The 16954-nt window shown below is 71.1% G+C and carries 13 protein-coding genes; 10 read left to right on the plus strand and 3 right to left on the minus strand.

The annotated features are described in order from the left end of the window. Positions 1-98: 98 nt before the first annotated feature. Positions 99-989: a sulfurtransferase gene (locus tag O7601_RS06995; RefSeq protein ID WP_281565394.1), complete on the plus strand. Its 891-nt coding sequence runs from the start codon at positions 99-101 to the stop codon at positions 987-989. Positions 990-1097: 108 nt separating this feature from the next. Here the strand turns inward: O7601_RS06995 and O7601_RS07000 are convergent, their stop codons facing one another. Then, positions 1098-1751, minus strand: a complete 654-nt coding sequence (locus O7601_RS07000; protein ID WP_281565395.1) for a TetR family transcriptional regulator — start codon at positions 1749-1751, stop codon at positions 1098-1100. Positions 1752-1858: 107 nt separating this feature from the next. Here O7601_RS07000 and O7601_RS07005 point away from each other — a divergent pair, with 107 nt between their 5' ends. The 7 genes from O7601_RS07005 to O7601_RS07035 all read left to right on the plus strand — a co-directional run bounded on the left by O7601_RS07005 (position 1859) and on the right by O7601_RS07035 (position 11948). Next, positions 1859-3010: an FAD-dependent oxidoreductase gene (locus tag O7601_RS07005; protein ID WP_281565396.1), complete on the plus strand. Its 1152-nt coding sequence runs from the start codon at positions 1859-1861 to the stop codon at positions 3008-3010. 75 nt (positions 3011-3085) lie between these two features. Continuing rightward, a complete protein-coding gene (locus O7601_RS07010; RefSeq protein WP_281565397.1) occupies positions 3086-3712 on the plus strand; it encodes a TetR/AcrR family transcriptional regulator in 627 nt (208 codons plus the stop codon). 231 nt (positions 3713-3943) lie between these two features. Further along, positions 3944-5281 (plus strand): biotin carboxylase N-terminal domain-containing protein, encoded by a 1338-nt coding sequence (locus O7601_RS07015; RefSeq protein ID WP_281565398.1) that lies wholly within the window; start codon positions 3944-3946, stop codon positions 5279-5281. A 175-nt stretch (positions 5282-5456) separates the two neighbouring features. Continuing rightward, entirely contained in the window at positions 5457-6362 is a 906-nt protein-coding gene (locus O7601_RS07020) for a hydroxymethylglutaryl-CoA lyase (RefSeq protein ID WP_281566830.1), read from the plus strand. Between the two features lie 172 nt (positions 6363-6534). Next, on the plus strand, positions 6535-8067 hold the full coding sequence (locus O7601_RS07025; RefSeq protein ID WP_281566831.1) for an acyl-CoA carboxylase subunit beta: 1533 nt from the start codon (positions 6535-6537) through the stop codon (positions 8065-8067). A 73-nt stretch (positions 8068-8140) separates the two neighbouring features. Continuing rightward, positions 8141-9295 (plus strand): acyl-CoA dehydrogenase family protein, encoded by a 1155-nt coding sequence (locus tag O7601_RS07030; protein WP_281565399.1) that lies wholly within the window; start codon positions 8141-8143, stop codon positions 9293-9295. Positions 9296-9464: 169 nt separating this feature from the next. Then, the gene (locus tag O7601_RS07035) at positions 9465-11948 is read left to right on the plus strand and encodes a helix-turn-helix domain-containing protein (RefSeq protein WP_281565400.1); all 2484 of its coding nucleotides are present in this window, start codon (positions 9465-9467) and stop codon (positions 11946-11948) included. A 278-nt stretch (positions 11949-12226) separates the two neighbouring features. On the opposite strand, the gene O7601_RS07040 is transcribed toward O7601_RS07035, so the two are convergent. Beyond that, complete coding sequence (locus O7601_RS07040; protein WP_281565401.1) at positions 12227-12778, minus strand: MarR family transcriptional regulator; 552 nt, start codon at positions 12776-12778, stop codon at positions 12227-12229. A 103-nt stretch (positions 12779-12881) separates the two neighbouring features. Here O7601_RS07040 and O7601_RS07045 point away from each other — a divergent pair, with 103 nt between their 5' ends. After that, on the plus strand, positions 12882-13463 hold the full coding sequence (locus O7601_RS07045) for a YceI family protein (protein ID WP_099848327.1): 582 nt from the start codon (positions 12882-12884) through the stop codon (positions 13461-13463). Between the two features lie 306 nt (positions 13464-13769). Then, positions 13770-15248, plus strand: a complete 1479-nt coding sequence (locus O7601_RS07050; protein WP_281565402.1) for a glutamate--cysteine ligase — start codon at positions 13770-13772, stop codon at positions 15246-15248. 54 nt (positions 15249-15302) lie between these two features. Here the strand turns inward: O7601_RS07050 and O7601_RS07055 are convergent, their stop codons facing one another. Next, on the minus strand, positions 15303-16877 hold the full coding sequence (locus O7601_RS07055; protein ID WP_281565403.1) for a hypothetical protein: 1575 nt from the start codon (positions 16875-16877) through the stop codon (positions 15303-15305). Between the last annotated feature and the right edge of the window lie 77 nt (positions 16878-16954).

A 16954-nucleotide genomic window follows, 5' to 3' on the forward strand; every position in this document is an offset into this window, starting at 1 on the left:
TCGTGTTCGGCGGCAGTCAGGAGTGTCACGCCTGGCGGACCACATCCGCTGCACCCGAATCCTGATGGCCGAGCGAAGCCCGGCGTACTTTGGGGACCATGTCTGTGCCGAACGATCCCGATCCCCGACTTCAGTCGTACGCGGACCCGCAGCGACTGGTCACCACCGACTGGCTGGCCGAGCATCTGGGCGACGACGGTCTCGTGGTCGTCGAGTCCGACGAGGACGTGCTGCTCTATGACAGAGGTCACATCCCGGGTGCCGTCAAGGTCGACTGGCATCTGGAGCTGAACGACCAGGTGACCCGGGACTACCTGGACGCCGAACGGTTCGCCGAACTCTGTGCCGCCAAGGGCATCGGCCGTGACGACACGGTCGTCTTCTACGGCGACAACTTCAACTGGTGGGCCGCGTACGCCCTCTGGGTCTTCACCCTCTTCGGTCACCAGGACGTACGGCTGCTCGACGGCGGCCGGCAGAAGTGGATCGCCGAGGGGCGTGAGCTGACCCGCGACAAGCCGAATCGGCCCCGGGCGGACTATCCGGTGCCGCAGCGCGACGACGCGCCGGTACGGGCGTTCCGCGAGGAGGTGTCGGCGCACGTCGACGCCGGCCGGCCGCTTGTCGACGTGCGGTCGCCGGGCGAGTACACCGGCGAGATGCTGCACATGCCGGACTACCCGCAGGAGGGTGCGCTGCGCGGCGGTCACATCCCCGGCGCGGTGAGCAAGCCGTGGAAGTCCGCCGCCAACGACGACGGCACCTTCAAGTCGGCCGACGAGCTGCGGGGCATCTACGCCGACCAGCTCGGCCTGACGCCGACCGACGACGTGATCGCGTACTGCCGGATCGGCGAACGCTCCAGCCATACCTGGTTCGTGCTGCGGCACCTGCTCGGCTACCCGAAGGTGCGCAACTACGACGGCTCCTGGACCGAGTGGGGCAACCTCGTCCGGGCCCCCGTCGTCAAGGGCCCCGACCCGAGGTAACGCCAGGTTGATCATGAGGTTAGCGGCGAAAACAGTGATCAACTACGCCGCTAACCTCATGATCAACGCAGCGGGATCGGTAGCGCAGGGGGATCGGGAAGGCGGGGGTCAGTGCGGGGCCGGGGCCGTGAGGTAGCGCTGGATGGTGGGGGCCAGCCAGGCGATCAGTTCGCCGGGGGAGATGTCGACCATCGGGGGTAGGCGCAGGACGTAGCGGGTCAGGGCGACGCCGAGCAGTTGGCTGGCGACCAGTCCGGCGCGCCGTGGGGCCTCGGCGGGGTTGGCGACCACCCGACCGACCGCCACGCCGAGCTGGGTGGCGAAGATGTCGCGTACCCGCTGCGCTCCGCTCGGATTGGTGCTCGCCGTGCGCAGCAGCGCCGGCAGGGTGGAATCGCCCTCCCACCGAGTGAAGAAGTAGCTGACCAGCGCCGTGCCAAGGCGATCAACCGGCACGTTGCTCAGGTCGGGCAGCCGCAGATCGAACTCGGCCGCCGTGGCGAACAGGTTCTCCTTGCTGCCGTAGTACCGCATCACCATCGACGGGTCGATCCGCGCGTCCGCAGCGATGGCCCGGATCGTCGCCCGGTCGTACCCGTCGGCGGCGAAGCGGTTCCGGGCAGCCCGCAGGATCGCCGCGCGGGTCGCCTCCGAGCTGCGGCGTCCGCCGCTCGACGCCGCCAGTTTCGCGCTCTGGCGTCCGCCGTCTGCCGCCGGCTCCGCGACCGGTTGCTGAACCCGTTCGGGTACGCCCTCCGTCATGTGACCGACGGTATGCCAACGGTTGTTGACTTTCCAACCCGGGGCGACCTACCGTTGCCAACAAGCGTTGGCCAACACTTGTTGGCATAACCTCGGAGGAGGTCGTCATGCTGCCCGAACGAACTGAGGTACTGGTCGTCGGCGCGGGTCCGACCGGGCTCACCGCCGCACTCACCCTGGCCCGTCGAGGGGTTGAGGTGACCGTCGTCGACCAGCGGGAGAAGCCGGCGGTGACCTCGCGGGCGGCGGTCGTGCACGCGTACACCCTGGAGGTGCTCGACCGGATCGGAGCCGGCGAGGCGCTGGTGACCCGAGGGCTGCGGTCGGCCCGGTTCAGCGTCCGCGACCGCGACCGGGTGCTGGTCACCGTGCCGTTCGGCGGGTTGCCCAGCCGGCACCGGTACGCGCTGATGGTGTCCCAGTCGGTGACCGAAGAGGTGCTCACCGACCGGCTGGCCGAGGCCGGCGTGCGGGTGCTGCGCCCGTACCGGCTCACCGGCCTGCGGCGCGACGGCGAGGGCGCGGTGGCCGACCTCGACGGCACGATCGTGCGCGCCCGGTGGGTGGTCGGCGCCGACGGGATCAACAGCAGCGTCCGCGAGTTGGCCGGCATCGCCTTCACCGGGCCGGCCGGCTCCGAGGAGTCGTTCGTGCTCGCCGACGTACGCGTCGACAGCGGTCTGCCCCGCGACGGCGCGTCGATCTTCCTCGCCCGGGGCGGGCCGCTGGTCTGGGCGCCGCTGCCCGACGGGCGGGTACGCCTGGTCGCCACCGTCACCGATCCGCCCGCCGAGCCGGACGCGGCCTATCTGCAACGCCTGCTCGACGAGCGCGGCCTCCGGCAGCGGCCGGACCGGGTGCGCGAGGTGCTCTGGTCATCGCGTTTCCGGCTGCACCGACGGGTCGCCGGGACGTTCCGCTCCGGGCCGGTGCTGCTGGCCGGGGACGCCGGGCATGTGCACAGTCCGGCCGGCGGGCAGGGCATGAACCTCGGCATCAGCGACGCGGTCGACCTCGGTGAGACCCTGGCCGACGTGCTCGCCGGAGCGGCCGAGACCCGGCTGGACGAGTACGCGGCCAGACGTCGCCCGCTGGCACACGAGGTGGCCGGATTCGCCGACCGACTGACCCGCCTCGCTACCGTGCCACCCGCCGCTCGGCCGGCCCGGGACCTGCTGCTACGCCTGATTTCGATGCTGCCGCCGGTGCGGCACCGGATCGCGCTCCGGCTCTCCGGCCTCAGCCAACGCCCGACGTGAGTCGACGTTCCCGGTAATCGGACTGGCGGGTAACCACGGCCCCACGCTGTCGACAGTCGGGTCTACGCTGGCCCGGTGACGGTGGAGCAGCAGGCCCGGGGCGCAAGTGGCGGGGCCACGGGGGCGGGACGACGCCGATCCCGCAAGGACGAGATTCTTGAGATCGCGGTGGGTCTGTTCGCCTCGCGGGGTTACCACGGTGTGTCGATGGACGACATCGGCGCGGCTGCCGGTGTGACCGGCCCGGCGCTCTACCACCACTTCGCCGGCAAGGAGGCGATGCTGGTCGCCGCGCTGACGCCGGTGAGTGAGGGACTGCTCGACGGCGGGCGGCAGCGCTCCGCCGCCCATTCCGGCGACCCGCGCGCTTCGCTGGAGTCGCTCATCGACTTCCACGTGGACTTCGCGCTCGCCAACCCGGCCGTCATCGCGCTGCACCTGCACGAGCTGGACCGGCTGCCGGAGGAGCCCCGGCGGCGCATCCGCCGACTTCAGCGGCTCTACGTCGAGGAGTGGGTCACCGTGCTGACCGCCCTGCATCCGGGGCTGCCGGACGGCGAGGCGCGGGTGTTGGCACACGCCGCGTTCGGCCTGATGAACTCCACCCCGTTCCTCGGCGGCGAGGTCGACCGCCGGCGTCGGGCCGAATTGCTGCGCGCCGCCACGCTGGCCGCGCTGCTCGCCCCCACCGACCCCGCCTGACAGTCGCCGTCCGGCGTCCTGGCTGACCCGCCCAGGCCGGTGCATTTCATCACATACCCGCTCGCCGCCACCGGCCGAGGAGCCGACCCCGGTACGCCCGCGCTCGCAGTCGCTCGGGCACCGCGCTTGGGCCCTTCTCTGCCGCAGGCGTTGAGCGGGGGGCCTTCCTCGCAACCGGGGCGGCGTGGTTCGCTAGCCCGCGTCCCACAAGATGGAACGCTCGGAGGAATCATGATCGAGTCGCTGCTGGTCGCCAACCGGGGCGAGATCGCCCGCCGGATCATCCGTACCGCCCGGCGGCTCGGGGTACGGGCGATCGCGGTGCACTCGGAGGCCGACGCCGATCTGCCGTTCGTCGCCGAGGCCGACGAGGCCGTCTGCGTCGGGCCGGCCAATCCGGCACAGAGCTACCGCAACACCGAGGCGATCCTCGCCGCCGCCCGGTCGACCGGCGCGCAGGCGATCCACCCCGGTTACGGCTTCCTGTCGGAGAACGCCGACTTCGCCCGTACCGTCGAGGCCAGCGGGCTGATCTGGGTCGGACCCGGCGCGGACGCGATAAGCGCGATGGGCGACAAGATCAATGCGCGGAACCTGATGGCGGCGGCCGGCGTGCCCGTGGCGGCCGGGACCACCGAGCCGGCGGCCGACCTGACGGCGGCGGTCGCGGCGGCGGCGGAGATCGGCTACCCGGTGATGGTGAAGGCCGCCGCCGGTGGCGGCGGCATGGGCATGGGTGTGGCGGCCGACGAGGCTGCGCTGCGCACCGAGTACGACAAGGTGCGGGCCTTCGCGGAGCGGATGTTCGGCGACGGCTCGGTGCTGCTGGAGCGCTACTTTCCCCGGGTGCGCCACGTCGAGGTGCAGATCCTCGGCCTGGCCGACGGTCGGGTGCTGGCGTTGGGCGAGCGGGAGTGCTCGGTGCAGCGACGCAACCAGAAGCTGGTGGAGGAGTCGCCCTCCCCGACGGTCTCGCCGGAGCTACGGTCCCGCCTGCTGGCTGCGGCCGTGCGGGCGGGCGAGGCGGTTGACTACCGCAACGCCGGCACTGTCGAATGCCTGCTCGATCCGGCGACAGGGGAGTTCTTCTTCCTGGAGATGAACACCCGGCTCCAGGTGGAGCACCCGGTGACCGAGCTGGTGCACGGCATCGACCTGGTGGAGGAGCAGCTGCGGGTGGCCGCCGGCCTGCCGCCGACCTTCGACCCGGACGCGCTGACCTCGCGCGGGCACGCCATCGAGTTGCGGATCAACGCCGAGGACCCGAAACGGTTCCTGCCCGGCCCGGGAACGATCAAGACCTGGGTGGAGCCGATCGGCGAGGGGGTACGCGTCGACTCCGGCTACGTCGAGGGAAACACTGTCACGCCGTTCTACGACAGCCTGATGGCGAAGCTGATCGTGTACGGCCAGGACCGCACCGAGGCCCTGGCCCGTGCCCGCGCCGCAGTGGCCGCCTTCGACCTCTCCGGCCCCAAGCACAACCTCCCCTTCTTCGCCGATCTGCTGGAGAACCAGGAATTCCTCTCCGGCAACTACGACACCACAATCGTCTCCCGCCTCCGCTGATCTCGGCACCGGTCCGCTCGGTTGATCATGAAGTTATTGCACTCCGCCCGGCGTGTCGTGGGCAACAACTTCATGATCGCCGAGGGCAAGTGGGTGGGGTGAGGGGCGGTGGGGCGTGACATGCTGGGGGTGTCAGGGGCAGGACGTGTCACAGCGAGGTGGCCGGATGGCGGAGATGCCGGAGTACGTGTCCATTCGTGAGGTCGGGCCGCGCGACGGGTTGCAGAACGAGGCGCCGATTCCGACCGACGCCAAGGTGCGGCTGCTCGACGCGCTCTCGCGCACGGGGGTACGACGGATCGAGGCGGTGTCGTTCGTGCACCCCAGGGCGATTCCGCAGATGGCCGACGCCGACGAGGTGTGGCGACGGGCGCAGCAGGTCGACGGGGTGCGTTACTCGGCGCTGGTGCCGAACACTCGCGGCGCGCAGCGCGCCCTGGCGGCCGGCTTCACCGAGATCGAGGTGGTCGTCTCGGCGAGCGACACGCACAACCGGCGCAACGTCAACCGCTCCACAGACGAGTCGCTTGACGACATCGCCGAGCTGATCGACCTGCTGCACGATGCCGGTGCCCGCGCCGAGGTCATCGTCGCCACCAGCTTCGGCTGCCCCTACGAGGGCGACATCGATCCGGCGCGGGTGGCCGCCATCGTGGACCGGGTGGTCCGCGACGGCGCCGACCGCGTCGCGTTCGGCGACACCACCGGCATGGGTACGCCCCGACGGGTCCGTGAGCTGCTCACCGCCGTACGCGACCGCAACGCCGACGTCCCGGTGCTGCTGCACTTCCACAACACCCGCGGCACCGCGTTGGCCAATCTGCTGACCGCCCTGGAAGTCGGCGTCACCGAGTTCGACGCCAGTGTCGGTGGGCTGGGCGGCTGCCCGTACGCGCCCGGGGCGAGCGGGAACCTGGCCACCGAGGAGGCGGTGCACATGCTGCACGACATGGGTATCGACACCGGCATCGACCTGGACGCCCTGATCGAGGTAGCCGAGCTGGCCGAGCACCTGACCGCCCGCACTCTGCCTTCCGGCGTCCTCCGCGCCGGCCCCCGCACCCGCCTAACCTCCTCCTAACCTCCAACCCCCACCCACCCCCACCCCCGCTCAGCGCCCGTTGATCATGAGGTTGGCGGCAGAGTTGATCTCTACAACTGCCGCTAACCTCATGATCAACGCTGGGGTTTCCGGGGTGGGTGGAGGTGGGGTAGCCTAACGATCGTTCAGGTGCTTGAGGTGGGGGGCCGTGGTGACGGTTGACGGTGAGGCGCTGGAGCAGCTGCGCAAGCGGGTCCGGGCCGGCGGCGCGGAGAAGTACCACGCGGCGAATGCCGCCAAGGGCAAACTGTTCGCCCGGGAGCGGGTCGCACTGTTGGTCGACGAGGGCTCCTTCGTCGAGGACGGGCTCTACGCCAACGCGGTGGCCGAGGGGCTGCCGGCCGACGGAGTGGTCACCGGCACCGCCACCGTCGACGGTCGTCAGGTATGCCTGATGGCCAACGACTCCACCGTCAAGGCCGGTAGCTGGGGTGCGCGTACCGTCGAGAAGATCATCCGGATCATCGAGCGGGCCTACGACACCGGCGTCCCGATGGTCTACCTGGTCGACTCGGCGGGGGCCCGGATCACCGACCAGGTCGACCTGTTTCCCGGGCGACGTGGCGCCGGGAAGATCTTCTGGAACCAGGTCCGCGCATCCGGCTCCATCCCCCAGGTCTGCGCCCTGTTCGGGCCCAGCGCGGCCGGCGGGGCGTACATCCCGGCGTTCTGCGACGTGGTCGCCATGGTCGAGGGCAACGCCAGCATGTACCTGGGGTCGGATCGGATGGTCGAGATGGTCACCGGCGAGAAGACCACCCTCGAAGCGATGGGCGGGGCGCGGGTGCACTGTGCCGAGTCCGGCGTCGGGCACTTCCTCTGCAAGTCCGAGGCTGAGGCGCTCGACGTGGTGAAGCGCTACCTGTCGTACCTGCCGGCGAACTGGACGCAGCAGCCGCCCGCCGCCCCCGCCGTCGAGGCGCCGGCGAAGGCCGACCTCGCCGCGCTGGTGCCGGCGAGCGAGCGGCAGGCGTTCGACATGCGGCGGTACGTCAAGGGCCTGCTCGACGAGGACTCCTTCTTCGAGATCCAGGCCCTCTGGGCCAAGGAGTTGACCATCGGCTTCGGCCGACTCAACGGCGAGGTCGTCGGCGTGGTCGGCAACAACTCGATGTTCAAGGGCGGGGTGCTCTTCGTCGACTCGGCGGACAAGGCGACCCGGTTCGTGCAGCTCTGCGACGCGTTCAACGTGCCCCTGCTGTTCCTGAGCGACGTGCCCGGCTTCATGGTCGGCAGCGCGGTGGAGAAGCAGGGCATCATCCGGCACGGCGCAAAGATGATCACCGCGATCTCCGAGGCGACCGTACCGAAGATCTGCGTGGTGGTGCGTAAGGCGTACGGTGCCGGCCTCTACGCCATGGCCGGGCCGGGCTTCGAGCCGGATGCCACCATCGCGCTGCCCACCGCCAAGATCGCGGTGATGGGTGCGGAGGCCGCGGTGAACGCCGTGTACGCCAACAAGATCGCGGCCATCGAGGACGAGGCCGAGCGGGCGGCGTTCGTCGCCGCCCGACGCGAGGAATACGAGCGGGACATCGACATCGTCCGGCTCGCCAGCGAGCTGGTGATCGACGCGATCGTGGAGCCGCAGCAGCTACGCGCCGAGCTGGTGCGCCGGTTCGCCGCCGCCCGGAGTAAGCAACGGCACTTCTCCCGGCGACGGCACGGCGTCACCCCGGTCTGAGCCGTCCGGCACCAGCACGATCCCGCTCCGGCGTCACGAGCGCCCGGCGGGCCGTCCACACAGGAGGAACCCGATGGACTTCCGGCTCACCGAGGAGCACGAGGCGCTACGCGACAGCGTGCGGGACTTCGCCCGCGAGGTGGTCGCGCCGGTCATCGCCGAGCACTACGAGCAGCACACCTTCCCGTACGAGATCATCCGTCAGATGGGCAAGATGGGCCTGTTCGGCCTGCCCTTCGCCGAGGAGCACGGCGGCATGGGCGGCGACTACTTCGCCCTCTGCCTGGCCCTGGAGGAACTGGCCCGGGTCGACTCCAGCGTGGCGATCACCCTGGAGGCGGCGGTCTCGTTGGGCGCGATGCCGATCTACCGGTTCGGCACCGACGAGCAGAAGGCACGGTGGCTGCCCCGGTTGCTCAGCGGCGAGGCGCTGGCCGGGTTCGGGCTCACCGAGCCGGGCTTCGGCTCGGACGCGGGGGGCACCGAGACCCGGGCGGTGCTGGACGAGGCGACCGGCGAATGGGTCATCAACGGCTCGAAGGCGTTCATCACGAACTCCGGCACCGACATCACCGCCCTGGTCACCGTCACCGCCGTCACCGGCACGCAGCCGGACGGCACGAAGGAGTTGTCCTCGATCATCGTGCCCAGCGGGACGCCCGGCTTCACCGTCGCGCCCGGCTACTCCAAGGTCGGCTGGACGGCCTCGGACACCCACGAGCTGAACTTCGACGACTGCCGGGTGCCGGCGGAGAACCTGCTCGGCGAGCGTGGTCGCGGCTTCGCCCAGTTCCTGCGCATCCTCGACGAGGGCCGGATCGCCATCGCCGCGCTGGCCGTCGGCCTCGCCCAGGGCTGTGTCGACGAGTCGATCAAGTACGCGAAGGAGCGGCACGCCTTCGGCCAACCGATCGGCAACTACCAGGCGATCCAATTCAAGATCGCCGACATGGAGGCGAAGGCGTACACCGCCCGACTCGCCTACTACGACGCCGCTGCCCGGATGCTGGCCGGCGAGCCGTTCAAGCGGCAGGCGGCGATCGCCAAGCTGCACGCGAGCACGATCGCGGTGGACAACGCCCGCGAGGCGACACAGATCCACGGCGGGTACGGCTTCATGAACGAGTACCCGGTGGCCCGGTTCTGGCGGGACTCCAAGATCCTGGAGATCGGCGAGGGCACCTCCGAGGTGCAGCGCATGATCATCGCCCGCGATCTGGGGATGTGAACCGAGCGGATCGCCCGGACACAGCGGGCGGCCAGCCGACCGGCGCACTTCGATGTCGGTTCGGTGTGGACCGGCTACCGATCGGCGGTTGTCAGGTTTCGGCACGGCATCGTCGGGTGGCCGACGATCCCGTGTCCGGTGTCGGGCCTGGGCCGTATTGTCCGTGCCCATGGCTCCCGGTCATGATCGTCGATCCGGTCCGCCGCACGCCGGTCTGCCGGAGCTGCTGCGGGCGCACCGGCTGGCGGCCGGCGCGACCCAGGCTGAGCTGGCGGCCCGTGCCGGCGTCGGGGTACGGACGGTCCGTGACCTGGAACGTGGCCGTTCCACCCGGCCACAACGCACCACCATCGAGCTGCTCGCCGGGGCGCTCGGACTGACCGACTCCGCCCGTGCGGCGTTTCTGGCCGCAGCCCGGGGCACCAGCCCGTCGACCGTCCAGCCCGAGGTCGGTCCGCCGCTGGGGCTGCCGCCGCCACCGGAACTGATCGGCCGGGAGCGCGACATCACCGAGCTGGCCAGCCTGTTGAACGATCCACGCGGCCCCAGAGTGGTGAGCCTGGTGGGGTTGGCCGGCGTCGGTAAAACCGCCCTGGCGTTGGCGGCGGTCCACGCGGCCGCGCCCACCCACCCCGGCGGTGTCGCCGGGGTGCTGATCGGCGCAGGGTCGGACGCGGCTGACGTGCACGCCGCCGTCATGACGGTCTTCGGCGTGGCCCGGGACACCGAGTTGGCCGCGCGGCTCGGTGACCGGCGGGCGCTGCTGCTGGTGGACGCGGTGGAGCGGGCGCCCGATCCGGTGGCCGGCACCCTGCGGCGGCTCGTCGGTGCGGTGCCGCCGCTGCGGGTGCTGGTCACCGGCCGGCATCCGGTCGGGCTACCAAGCGAGTGGGTGCGCCCGGTGTCGCCATTGGAGGTGCCGCCACCGGGCGACACCGACCCGGCCACCCTCGCCGGCTATCCGGCGGTCGCCCTGTTCACCTCGCGACTGGCTCAGGTGCGGCGGGAACCGCCGGCCGACGCCGAGTTGCCCGCGCTGGCCGCCCTGGTACGCCGGTTGGGTGGGCTGCCGCTGGCGATCGAACTGATGGCGGCGCGCGGCCGGTTGCTCGATCTCACCGAACTGCTCGACCGGTACGGCGACCGGGTGTTGGATCTGGACACCTCGGCCGCCACGCACAGCGGTTGGGAGGCACGGCCACGGGGTGACGATGCCCGCACGGCGGTGGCGGAGACCCTGCGCGACGCGGTGGCCACCAGTTACCGGCTGCTCGCCGCCGGGGACCGGGCGGCGCTGCGTCAGCTCGCCGCGTTCGGCAACCGGTGGTCGGTGGAGTTGGCCGAGGAGATGCTCGCCGGCAGCGGCGTCGATCCGGTGCCGCTGCTGAACCGCTTCCTCGATCTCGGGCTGCTGAGCGTACGGGGTGGTGGCTCGTTCCGGTTCCGACTCGTCGACGCCGTCCGCGACTACGCCGTCGAGCAGGCGTCCGGTGCCGGTGAGTCGACGGTGATCCGACGTCGGCACGCTCGGGTGGTGACCCGCCTGGTGGAGCGAACCGCGTCGGGGTTGACGGGCGCCGGTGCCGGTGCCGCCGCGCACCGTCTCGACGAGGTCACCGGCGACATCAGCTCCGCGCTGGCGTACGCGGCGGTCGACGACCCTTTGACCGCGTTACGCCTCGCGGTGAACCTGCCCCGGTGGTGGCGGTTACGGGGGCGGGACGTCGTCGGCCGGCAGTGGCTGCTGCGCCTGCTGGCGGATCCGCGTACCGCCGATGCCGATCCGGCGCTGCGCGCGTGGGCCGCAGTCGGTGTGGCGATGCTCGCGGGCGAGCACGGCGCAGGCGCAACGGAGCTGTCCACGGCCCGCGCGGCGTTGGCGGAGTTCCGTCGGCTCGGTGACGTGCCGGGCGAACTGGAGGCGCGGGCGGTCCTCGGCGTCCTGCTGGCCGCGACCGGACGGCCGGGCCAGGCACGGGAGCAGGCGGAGGCGGTACTGGCCCTGGCCACCGAGCATGGCCTGACCCGCCAGATGGCGGTCGCGCAGCATCAGCTGGCGTGGCACGAGATCAGGCTCGGTGACCTGATCACGGCTCGTCGCCGGCTGGCGGTGGTGGACCGGCTCGGTGGTCAGTGCGCGGAGCAGCGACTGCGGGTGCTGGCTCGGGGCACCGTCGCGGAGGTGTTCCGCCTGGAGGGCCGGTACGCCGACGCGGCCGACGAGGCTCGCCGGGTGTTGACGGCCTTCGGCGATCTGGGCACCCCGCGTGGCCGGCGGCAGGTGCTGGGGACGCTGGGTCTGGCCCTCGCCCAGGACGGTCGGGCGACCGAGGCCGCCGAGGTGCTCGCCGAGCTGCGTCCACTCGACGGCACCGGCGCACTGATCGAGGGTCATCTGGCTCTGCATCGTGGGGCCCGGGAGGTCGCGGCGGAGTGGTTCACGGCCGCAGCGGAGCCGGACGAGACCGGTCGGGACCGACGCACGGTCGTGGAGGCTCTGGTGGGGCTGGCGGCGAGCACCTCGGACGCGAGTGTGCTCGATCGGCTGGAAGTGGCCTGCCGCGAGGGCGGCATCCGGCTGCTGGAGCACGAGGAGGAACTGCTCTACGTGCTGTCGGTGACCCGGCACGGCCCGACAGCCCAGAACCGGTGAGGCGGCCCACCGGTGGCGGGGACGGGGGTCGGCGCGGGCGAGGAAGCCCCCTGTTGCCACCCCTCGCTCATCGCCCGCGCCGGTTTCCCCCGTTACCCCCGCGCTGCGAGCCTAGCGAGGCACAGTCGGGCCGTCTGTCGGGTTTGGTGCGGTATCACCTATTGGGTCGGTGGTTCTGCCGGTGGTTCTGCCGGTGCCGTGACGCTCGGCTGTTGCCGTGCGTACCCAGGGTCCGCAGTAGCGGTTGGGGGCGACGGCAACCGATGGCGTGGGATGCCTCAGTGGCCCGGTTGGCCGCCTGGTGCGGGTGACCTCCCCTCCTTCTCGTCGCACTCGGCCGGGAGTTCGCCCGGTGCGACGGAGCGGCTGCCGGCGGTGGCGCAGGGATGTACGGCGTCGCGTACCCGCCGCAGGCCGTCGAGCAGTGCGGCCAGCGCAGCCGGGTCGAGTTGCCCGGTGAACCAGTCCTCGATGAGCTGGAGGTGCCCGGGCAGGCTCTCGTCGAGCCGGCGCAGGCCGGTCGGTGTGACGACCGCGTAGGAGCTGCGTCTGTCGGAGGGGCAGGCGCGGCGGGTGATCAACCCGTCGCGCTCCATCCGGTCCACCACCCGGGTCACGCCGCTGGTGGACAGTGAGGTCTGGGCGGCAAGATCGGTCATCCGCAGCTGGTTGGCGGGTGACCGGGCGAGCCTGGTCAGCACCTCGAACTCGACCGATGACAGGCCGTGCTCATCCAGTTGGGCGGCGAATCGGGCGGCCAGCCCGGCGTGCACCTCGAAGAGCAGGCCGACAGCCGTGATTCGAGGGTCGTCGAACGTGTTCGCTTCCACCAGTCCATCGTACCAATGCTTGACAGCAGGAATATTGCCGAGGATATAGTTGCTGACGCAGCCGTTGGGCTACTAAACAATATCTCCCGGAGGGCAGTCTCTCATGACCAGCAGCACCGAACCGGTTACCCGCGAGTGGAACGGCCTCACCATCCCGGCGGCCGGTACCTACCTGCTGGATGCGGCGCACAAGCGGGTCGGCTTCGTTGCCCGGCACATGATGGTGAGCAAGGTTCGCGGCGAGTTCGCGGACGCGAGCGCCACCATCACCATCGCCGAGGAGCCGCTGGAGTCCACGGTCTCCGCCACCATCCAGGCCGCCAGCATCAACACCGCCCAGGCGGACCGGGATGCGCACCTGCGCAGCCCAGAGTTCCTCGACGCGGAGAAGTTCGCCACGCTGGAGTACCGCAGCACCGGCGTGAAGTCGCAGGAGGGCAACGAGTTCGTCCTGACCGGCGAGTTGACCATCAAGGACGTGACCCGTCCGGTCGACCTCAAGGTCGAGTTCGAGGGTGTCGGCCGCAGCCCGTTCGGCCAGGACATCTTCGGTTTCTCGGCGAGCACCGAGATCGACCGTGAGGACTTCGGTCTGACCTGGAACGTGGCTCTGGAGTCCGGCGGCGTTCTGGTCGGCAAGAAGGTCAAGATCGAGATCGAGGGCGAAGCCATCCGGCAGTCCTGATCCGTACGCCCCGACAGGCCCGCGCCCGCACCGCGCGGGCCTGTCGGCTGTCCGGGGCCTCCACCCGTACGCGGACGCTGGTGCGAATTGTCACAACTTGTTCTTCACCGGGCGCCGGGGGCTCGACGGTGTGACTGGGTACCTGCTCCAGCGGGAGTGAGGGGCGAGGCGATCGGCCGCCACGGCGGGTGGACTGCGGCAATGGACCGATCTTCGGGGCGGCGGGGCTCAGCGCTCCCAGCGAGTATGGTTCACAGTGCGCTGCGGAGCGGCACCGTTCCGTGGCGTCGCGCGCCGGGAGGAAACATGGGCAGGGACGTCGATCGAGCCGCCTTCTCCCGTGAGGATCGAGTCCGGTACCGGCAGAAGGTCCGGCGCTGTCTCGACGTGTTCGCGCTCATGCTTGACGACTTCGGCTTCGACGCCGACCGGCCGATGACCGGCTTGGAGATCGAGCTCAACCTGGTCGACCCGGCCGCCGAACCGGCGATGCGCAACGAGGAGATCCTCGCCGCGATCGCCGACCCGTCGTTCCAGACCGAGCTCGGGCAGTTCAACCTGGAACTCAACGCCAACCCACGGCTGATCTCCGGCACCGGGTTCGCCGACTACGAGCGTGACCTCTGCGCGAGCCTCAACCGGGCCAACGAACGCGCCGCGCGGTCGGACACCCGGATCGTTCTGGTCGGCATCCTGCCCACCTTGAACGAGCGACACCTGGTGGCGGACAACCTCTCCACGAACGAGCGTTACCGCGTGCTCAACGACCAGATCGTCGGGGCCCGCGGTGAGGACATCGAGCTGGACATCCGGGGCGTCGAGCGACTGCGTACGCACAACGACTCCATCGCGCCGGAGGCGGCCTGCACCAGCCTCCAGTTCCACCTACAGGTGGCGCCGGACAGCTTCGCCGACTACTGGAACGCCTCCCAGGCGATTGCCGCCGCCCAGGTGGCAGTGGGTGCCAACTCGCCCTTCCTCTACGATCGGCAGCTCTGGGCGGAGACTCGAATCGCCCTGTTCGAGCAGGCCACCGACACCCGGCCGGACGAGCTGAAGGCCCAGGGCGTACGGCCCCGGGTCTGGTTCGGTGAGCGGTGGATAACCTCGATCTTCGACCTGTTCGAGGAGAACGTCCGCTACTTCCCGCCCCTGCTGCCGATCTGCGAGAGCGAGGACCCGGTGGAGGTCCTGCACGCCGGCGGCGTTCCCGAGCTGGCCGAGCTGCGGCTGCACAACGGCACCGTCTACCGGTGGAACCGGCCCGTGTACGACATCATGAACGGCCGTCCGCACCTGCGGGTGGAGAACCGGGTGCTACCGGCCGGGCCGACCGTGGTCGACATGCTGGCCAACGCCGCCTTCTACTTCGGGCTGGTCCGGGGCATGGCGGAGGCCGACCGGCCGATCTGGAGCCAGCTCACCTTCAGCTCCGCCGAGGAGAACTTCCACGCGGCCGCCCGCCGGGGCATGGAGGCGATCCTGCACTGGCCAGGGCTGGGCGAGGTGCCGGTGACCACGCTGGTGCTCGACACGCTGCTGCCGCTCGCCGCCGCCGGCCTCGACGGCTTCGGTGTCGCCGCCGCCGACCGGGACCGGTTGCTCGGCATCATCGAGCAACGCTGTCGTACCGGGCGCAACGGGGCGGCCTGGCAGACCGCCACCGTCTGGGCCGCCGAGCGCCACCTGGGCCTGGACCGCCGGGCCGCGCTGCATCACATGCTCCAGCGCTACGCGGAGTTGCAGTACACCAACGAGCCGGTGCACACCTGGCCGCTCGACTGAGCGAAGCGGCAACCTCACCGGATCTTGGTTCGCCTCTCAGTGGGTCGTTTCGCGTCAAGATCCAGACTGGCGACCGCGCTGCCGGGGACGGCCGCGGCGGTTGCCGCTCTCGGGTGTCTCCTCGCTGCCGAATGACGCCTCGGACGGCGAGGACCCGGATTTCCCACCCGCCTCCGCCGGCCTTTCCGGCTGCGCTGCCGAGGGCGGTGCTGCCGGTTTCGGTGCTGCCGGCTTGACCGCCGCTGGTTTGACCGCTGCCGGTCGCGGTGTGGTTTCCGCCGATCCGGCTTCCTCCCGGGTCGCCGTCACCTCGCCGGCCACCGTCCGGTCGAGCCGGTCGGCGGCCGCCGCGGACCGCGTGGCACTCGCCGAGGATCGCGAGGCACCCGCCGGGGATCGCGAGGCACCCGCCGGGGATCGCGAGGCACCCGCCGGGGACAGCGGGACACCCGCCCCGGACCGCTCGGCGTCCGGCGTGGGCCGGGTGGCGGCATCCGGTTCGGCCCCGGGCGTGTGCCGGTCGGAGTCACCGACTCGCTGCCGGGGCACCACCGGGGCCGCGTCGGGGCCGCTCGACCGGAGGGCCGCCAGCCGAGCGGCCCGCTGAGCCAGCGCCGCCACCAGGACCGACCCGCCGATGCCGACGATCACCGCGTACGGGGCGGTGAGATGCGCGGACACCTGTTCCGGGCTGATCGCGGTGAGCCTCGGTACGGCCAGGAAGTACGCGATGGCCACCAGCAGCGGCCCGGCGGCACCGGAGGCGGTCGCGCCGACCCGCCGCTCGGTCGCCCGGACGCCGCGCCGGGCAGCCAGCGCGCCGATCACCAGTGCTGAACCGAGCGACAGGACCGCGCCCGGCCAGTAGAAGTAGTCCCGGACCCAGAACTGGTCGTTGTCCGAGCTGAGTTGCCAGATCCCGAGCTGCGCGGTCGTCAGCCCGCGACCGGCGAGCACCGAGTCGACCACGGCGATGACCGCGAGCAGCCAGAGCCAGCCGGCGGTGGCGATGACGTTGGTGGCGGCGGCGCGGCAACGCAGTGCCCAGATCGCCACGAGCAGGCCGATCAGTACGCCGACCGCCGCGTATGCGGCGGCCATGTCCCGGGGGGACGGCGTGTCCGGCACCACCGCGACCCGGGCCGGCACGGCGACCAGCAACACCGTGATCAGCGCGCCCAGGCCGGCGGCCAGGGCCAGCGCAATTCCCCACAGTCCGCCACCGGCCTGCTTGACGGTCACGGACGGCAGCTCACCGGAGGACCGAACCGGGCTGCCGGACGTCGTCGGTCCGCTGCCTGCCGCTGCGGAGATGGGTGGCGCTGCGACCCCGGACGGCGGAGCAGAGGCGGGCGGCCCGTCGGGCACCGTCGCCGGGTCGGACGGGGATGCGGCCCGGCGACGGTCGTGCAGGCGTTGCGCGCAGACCGCACCGAAGATGGTCGACGTGGCCGCGATCCAGGTCGCCCAGATCAGGCTCGCCACCCAGGCCGCCGTGCCGGCGGTCGCCTCAGGGGGCGCCCAGTTGAGAATGCCCAGGCCGTATCCGAAGCCCAGTTGGGCGGCACCGGCACCGGCTGCCACGCCGGCCGCGGTGGCGATCGATCCTCCCCAGCCCTGTCTGGCCATGCCGGGCAGCGTAACGTCCTGTGGTCGGTGCGGCGAGTCGTGCGCGGTACCTACCGGCGAAGGTTACGGACAGTGCT

The organism is Verrucosispora sp. WMMD573, from assembly GCF_027497175.1.
GTDB lineage: Bacteria > Actinomycetota > Actinomycetes > Mycobacteriales > Micromonosporaceae > Micromonospora.

Bases quoted from the DNA above. Each gene is read 5' to 3' on its own strand.
- O7601_RS06995 (WP_281565394.1), top strand. From the start codon at position 99: ATGTCTGTGCCGAACGATCCCGATCCCCGACTTCAGTCGTACGCGGAC.
- O7601_RS07000 (WP_281565395.1), bottom strand. From the start codon at position 1,751: ATGACGGAGGGCGTACCCGAACGGGTTCAGCAACCGGTCGCGGAGCCG.
- O7601_RS07005 (WP_281565396.1), top strand. From the start codon at position 1,859: ATGCTGCCCGAACGAACTGAGGTACTGGTCGTCGGCGCGGGTCCGACC.
- O7601_RS07015 (WP_281565398.1), top strand. From the start codon at position 3,944: ATGATCGAGTCGCTGCTGGTCGCCAACCGGGGCGAGATCGCCCGCCGG.
- O7601_RS07020 (WP_281566830.1), top strand. From the start codon at position 5,457: ATGCCGGAGTACGTGTCCATTCGTGAGGTCGGGCCGCGCGACGGGTTG.
- O7601_RS07030 (WP_281565399.1), top strand. From the start codon at position 8,141: ATGGACTTCCGGCTCACCGAGGAGCACGAGGCGCTACGCGACAGCGTG.
- O7601_RS07035 (WP_281565400.1), top strand. From the start codon at position 9,465: ATGGCTCCCGGTCATGATCGTCGATCCGGTCCGCCGCACGCCGGTCTG.
- O7601_RS07045 (WP_099848327.1), top strand. From the start codon at position 12,882: ATGACCAGCAGCACCGAACCGGTTACCCGCGAGTGGAACGGCCTCACC.
- O7601_RS07050 (WP_281565402.1), top strand. From the start codon at position 13,770: ATGGGCAGGGACGTCGATCGAGCCGCCTTCTCCCGTGAGGATCGAGTC.
- O7601_RS07055 (WP_281565403.1), bottom strand. From the start codon at position 16,877: ATGGCCAGACAGGGCTGGGGAGGATCGATCGCCACCGCGGCCGGCGTG.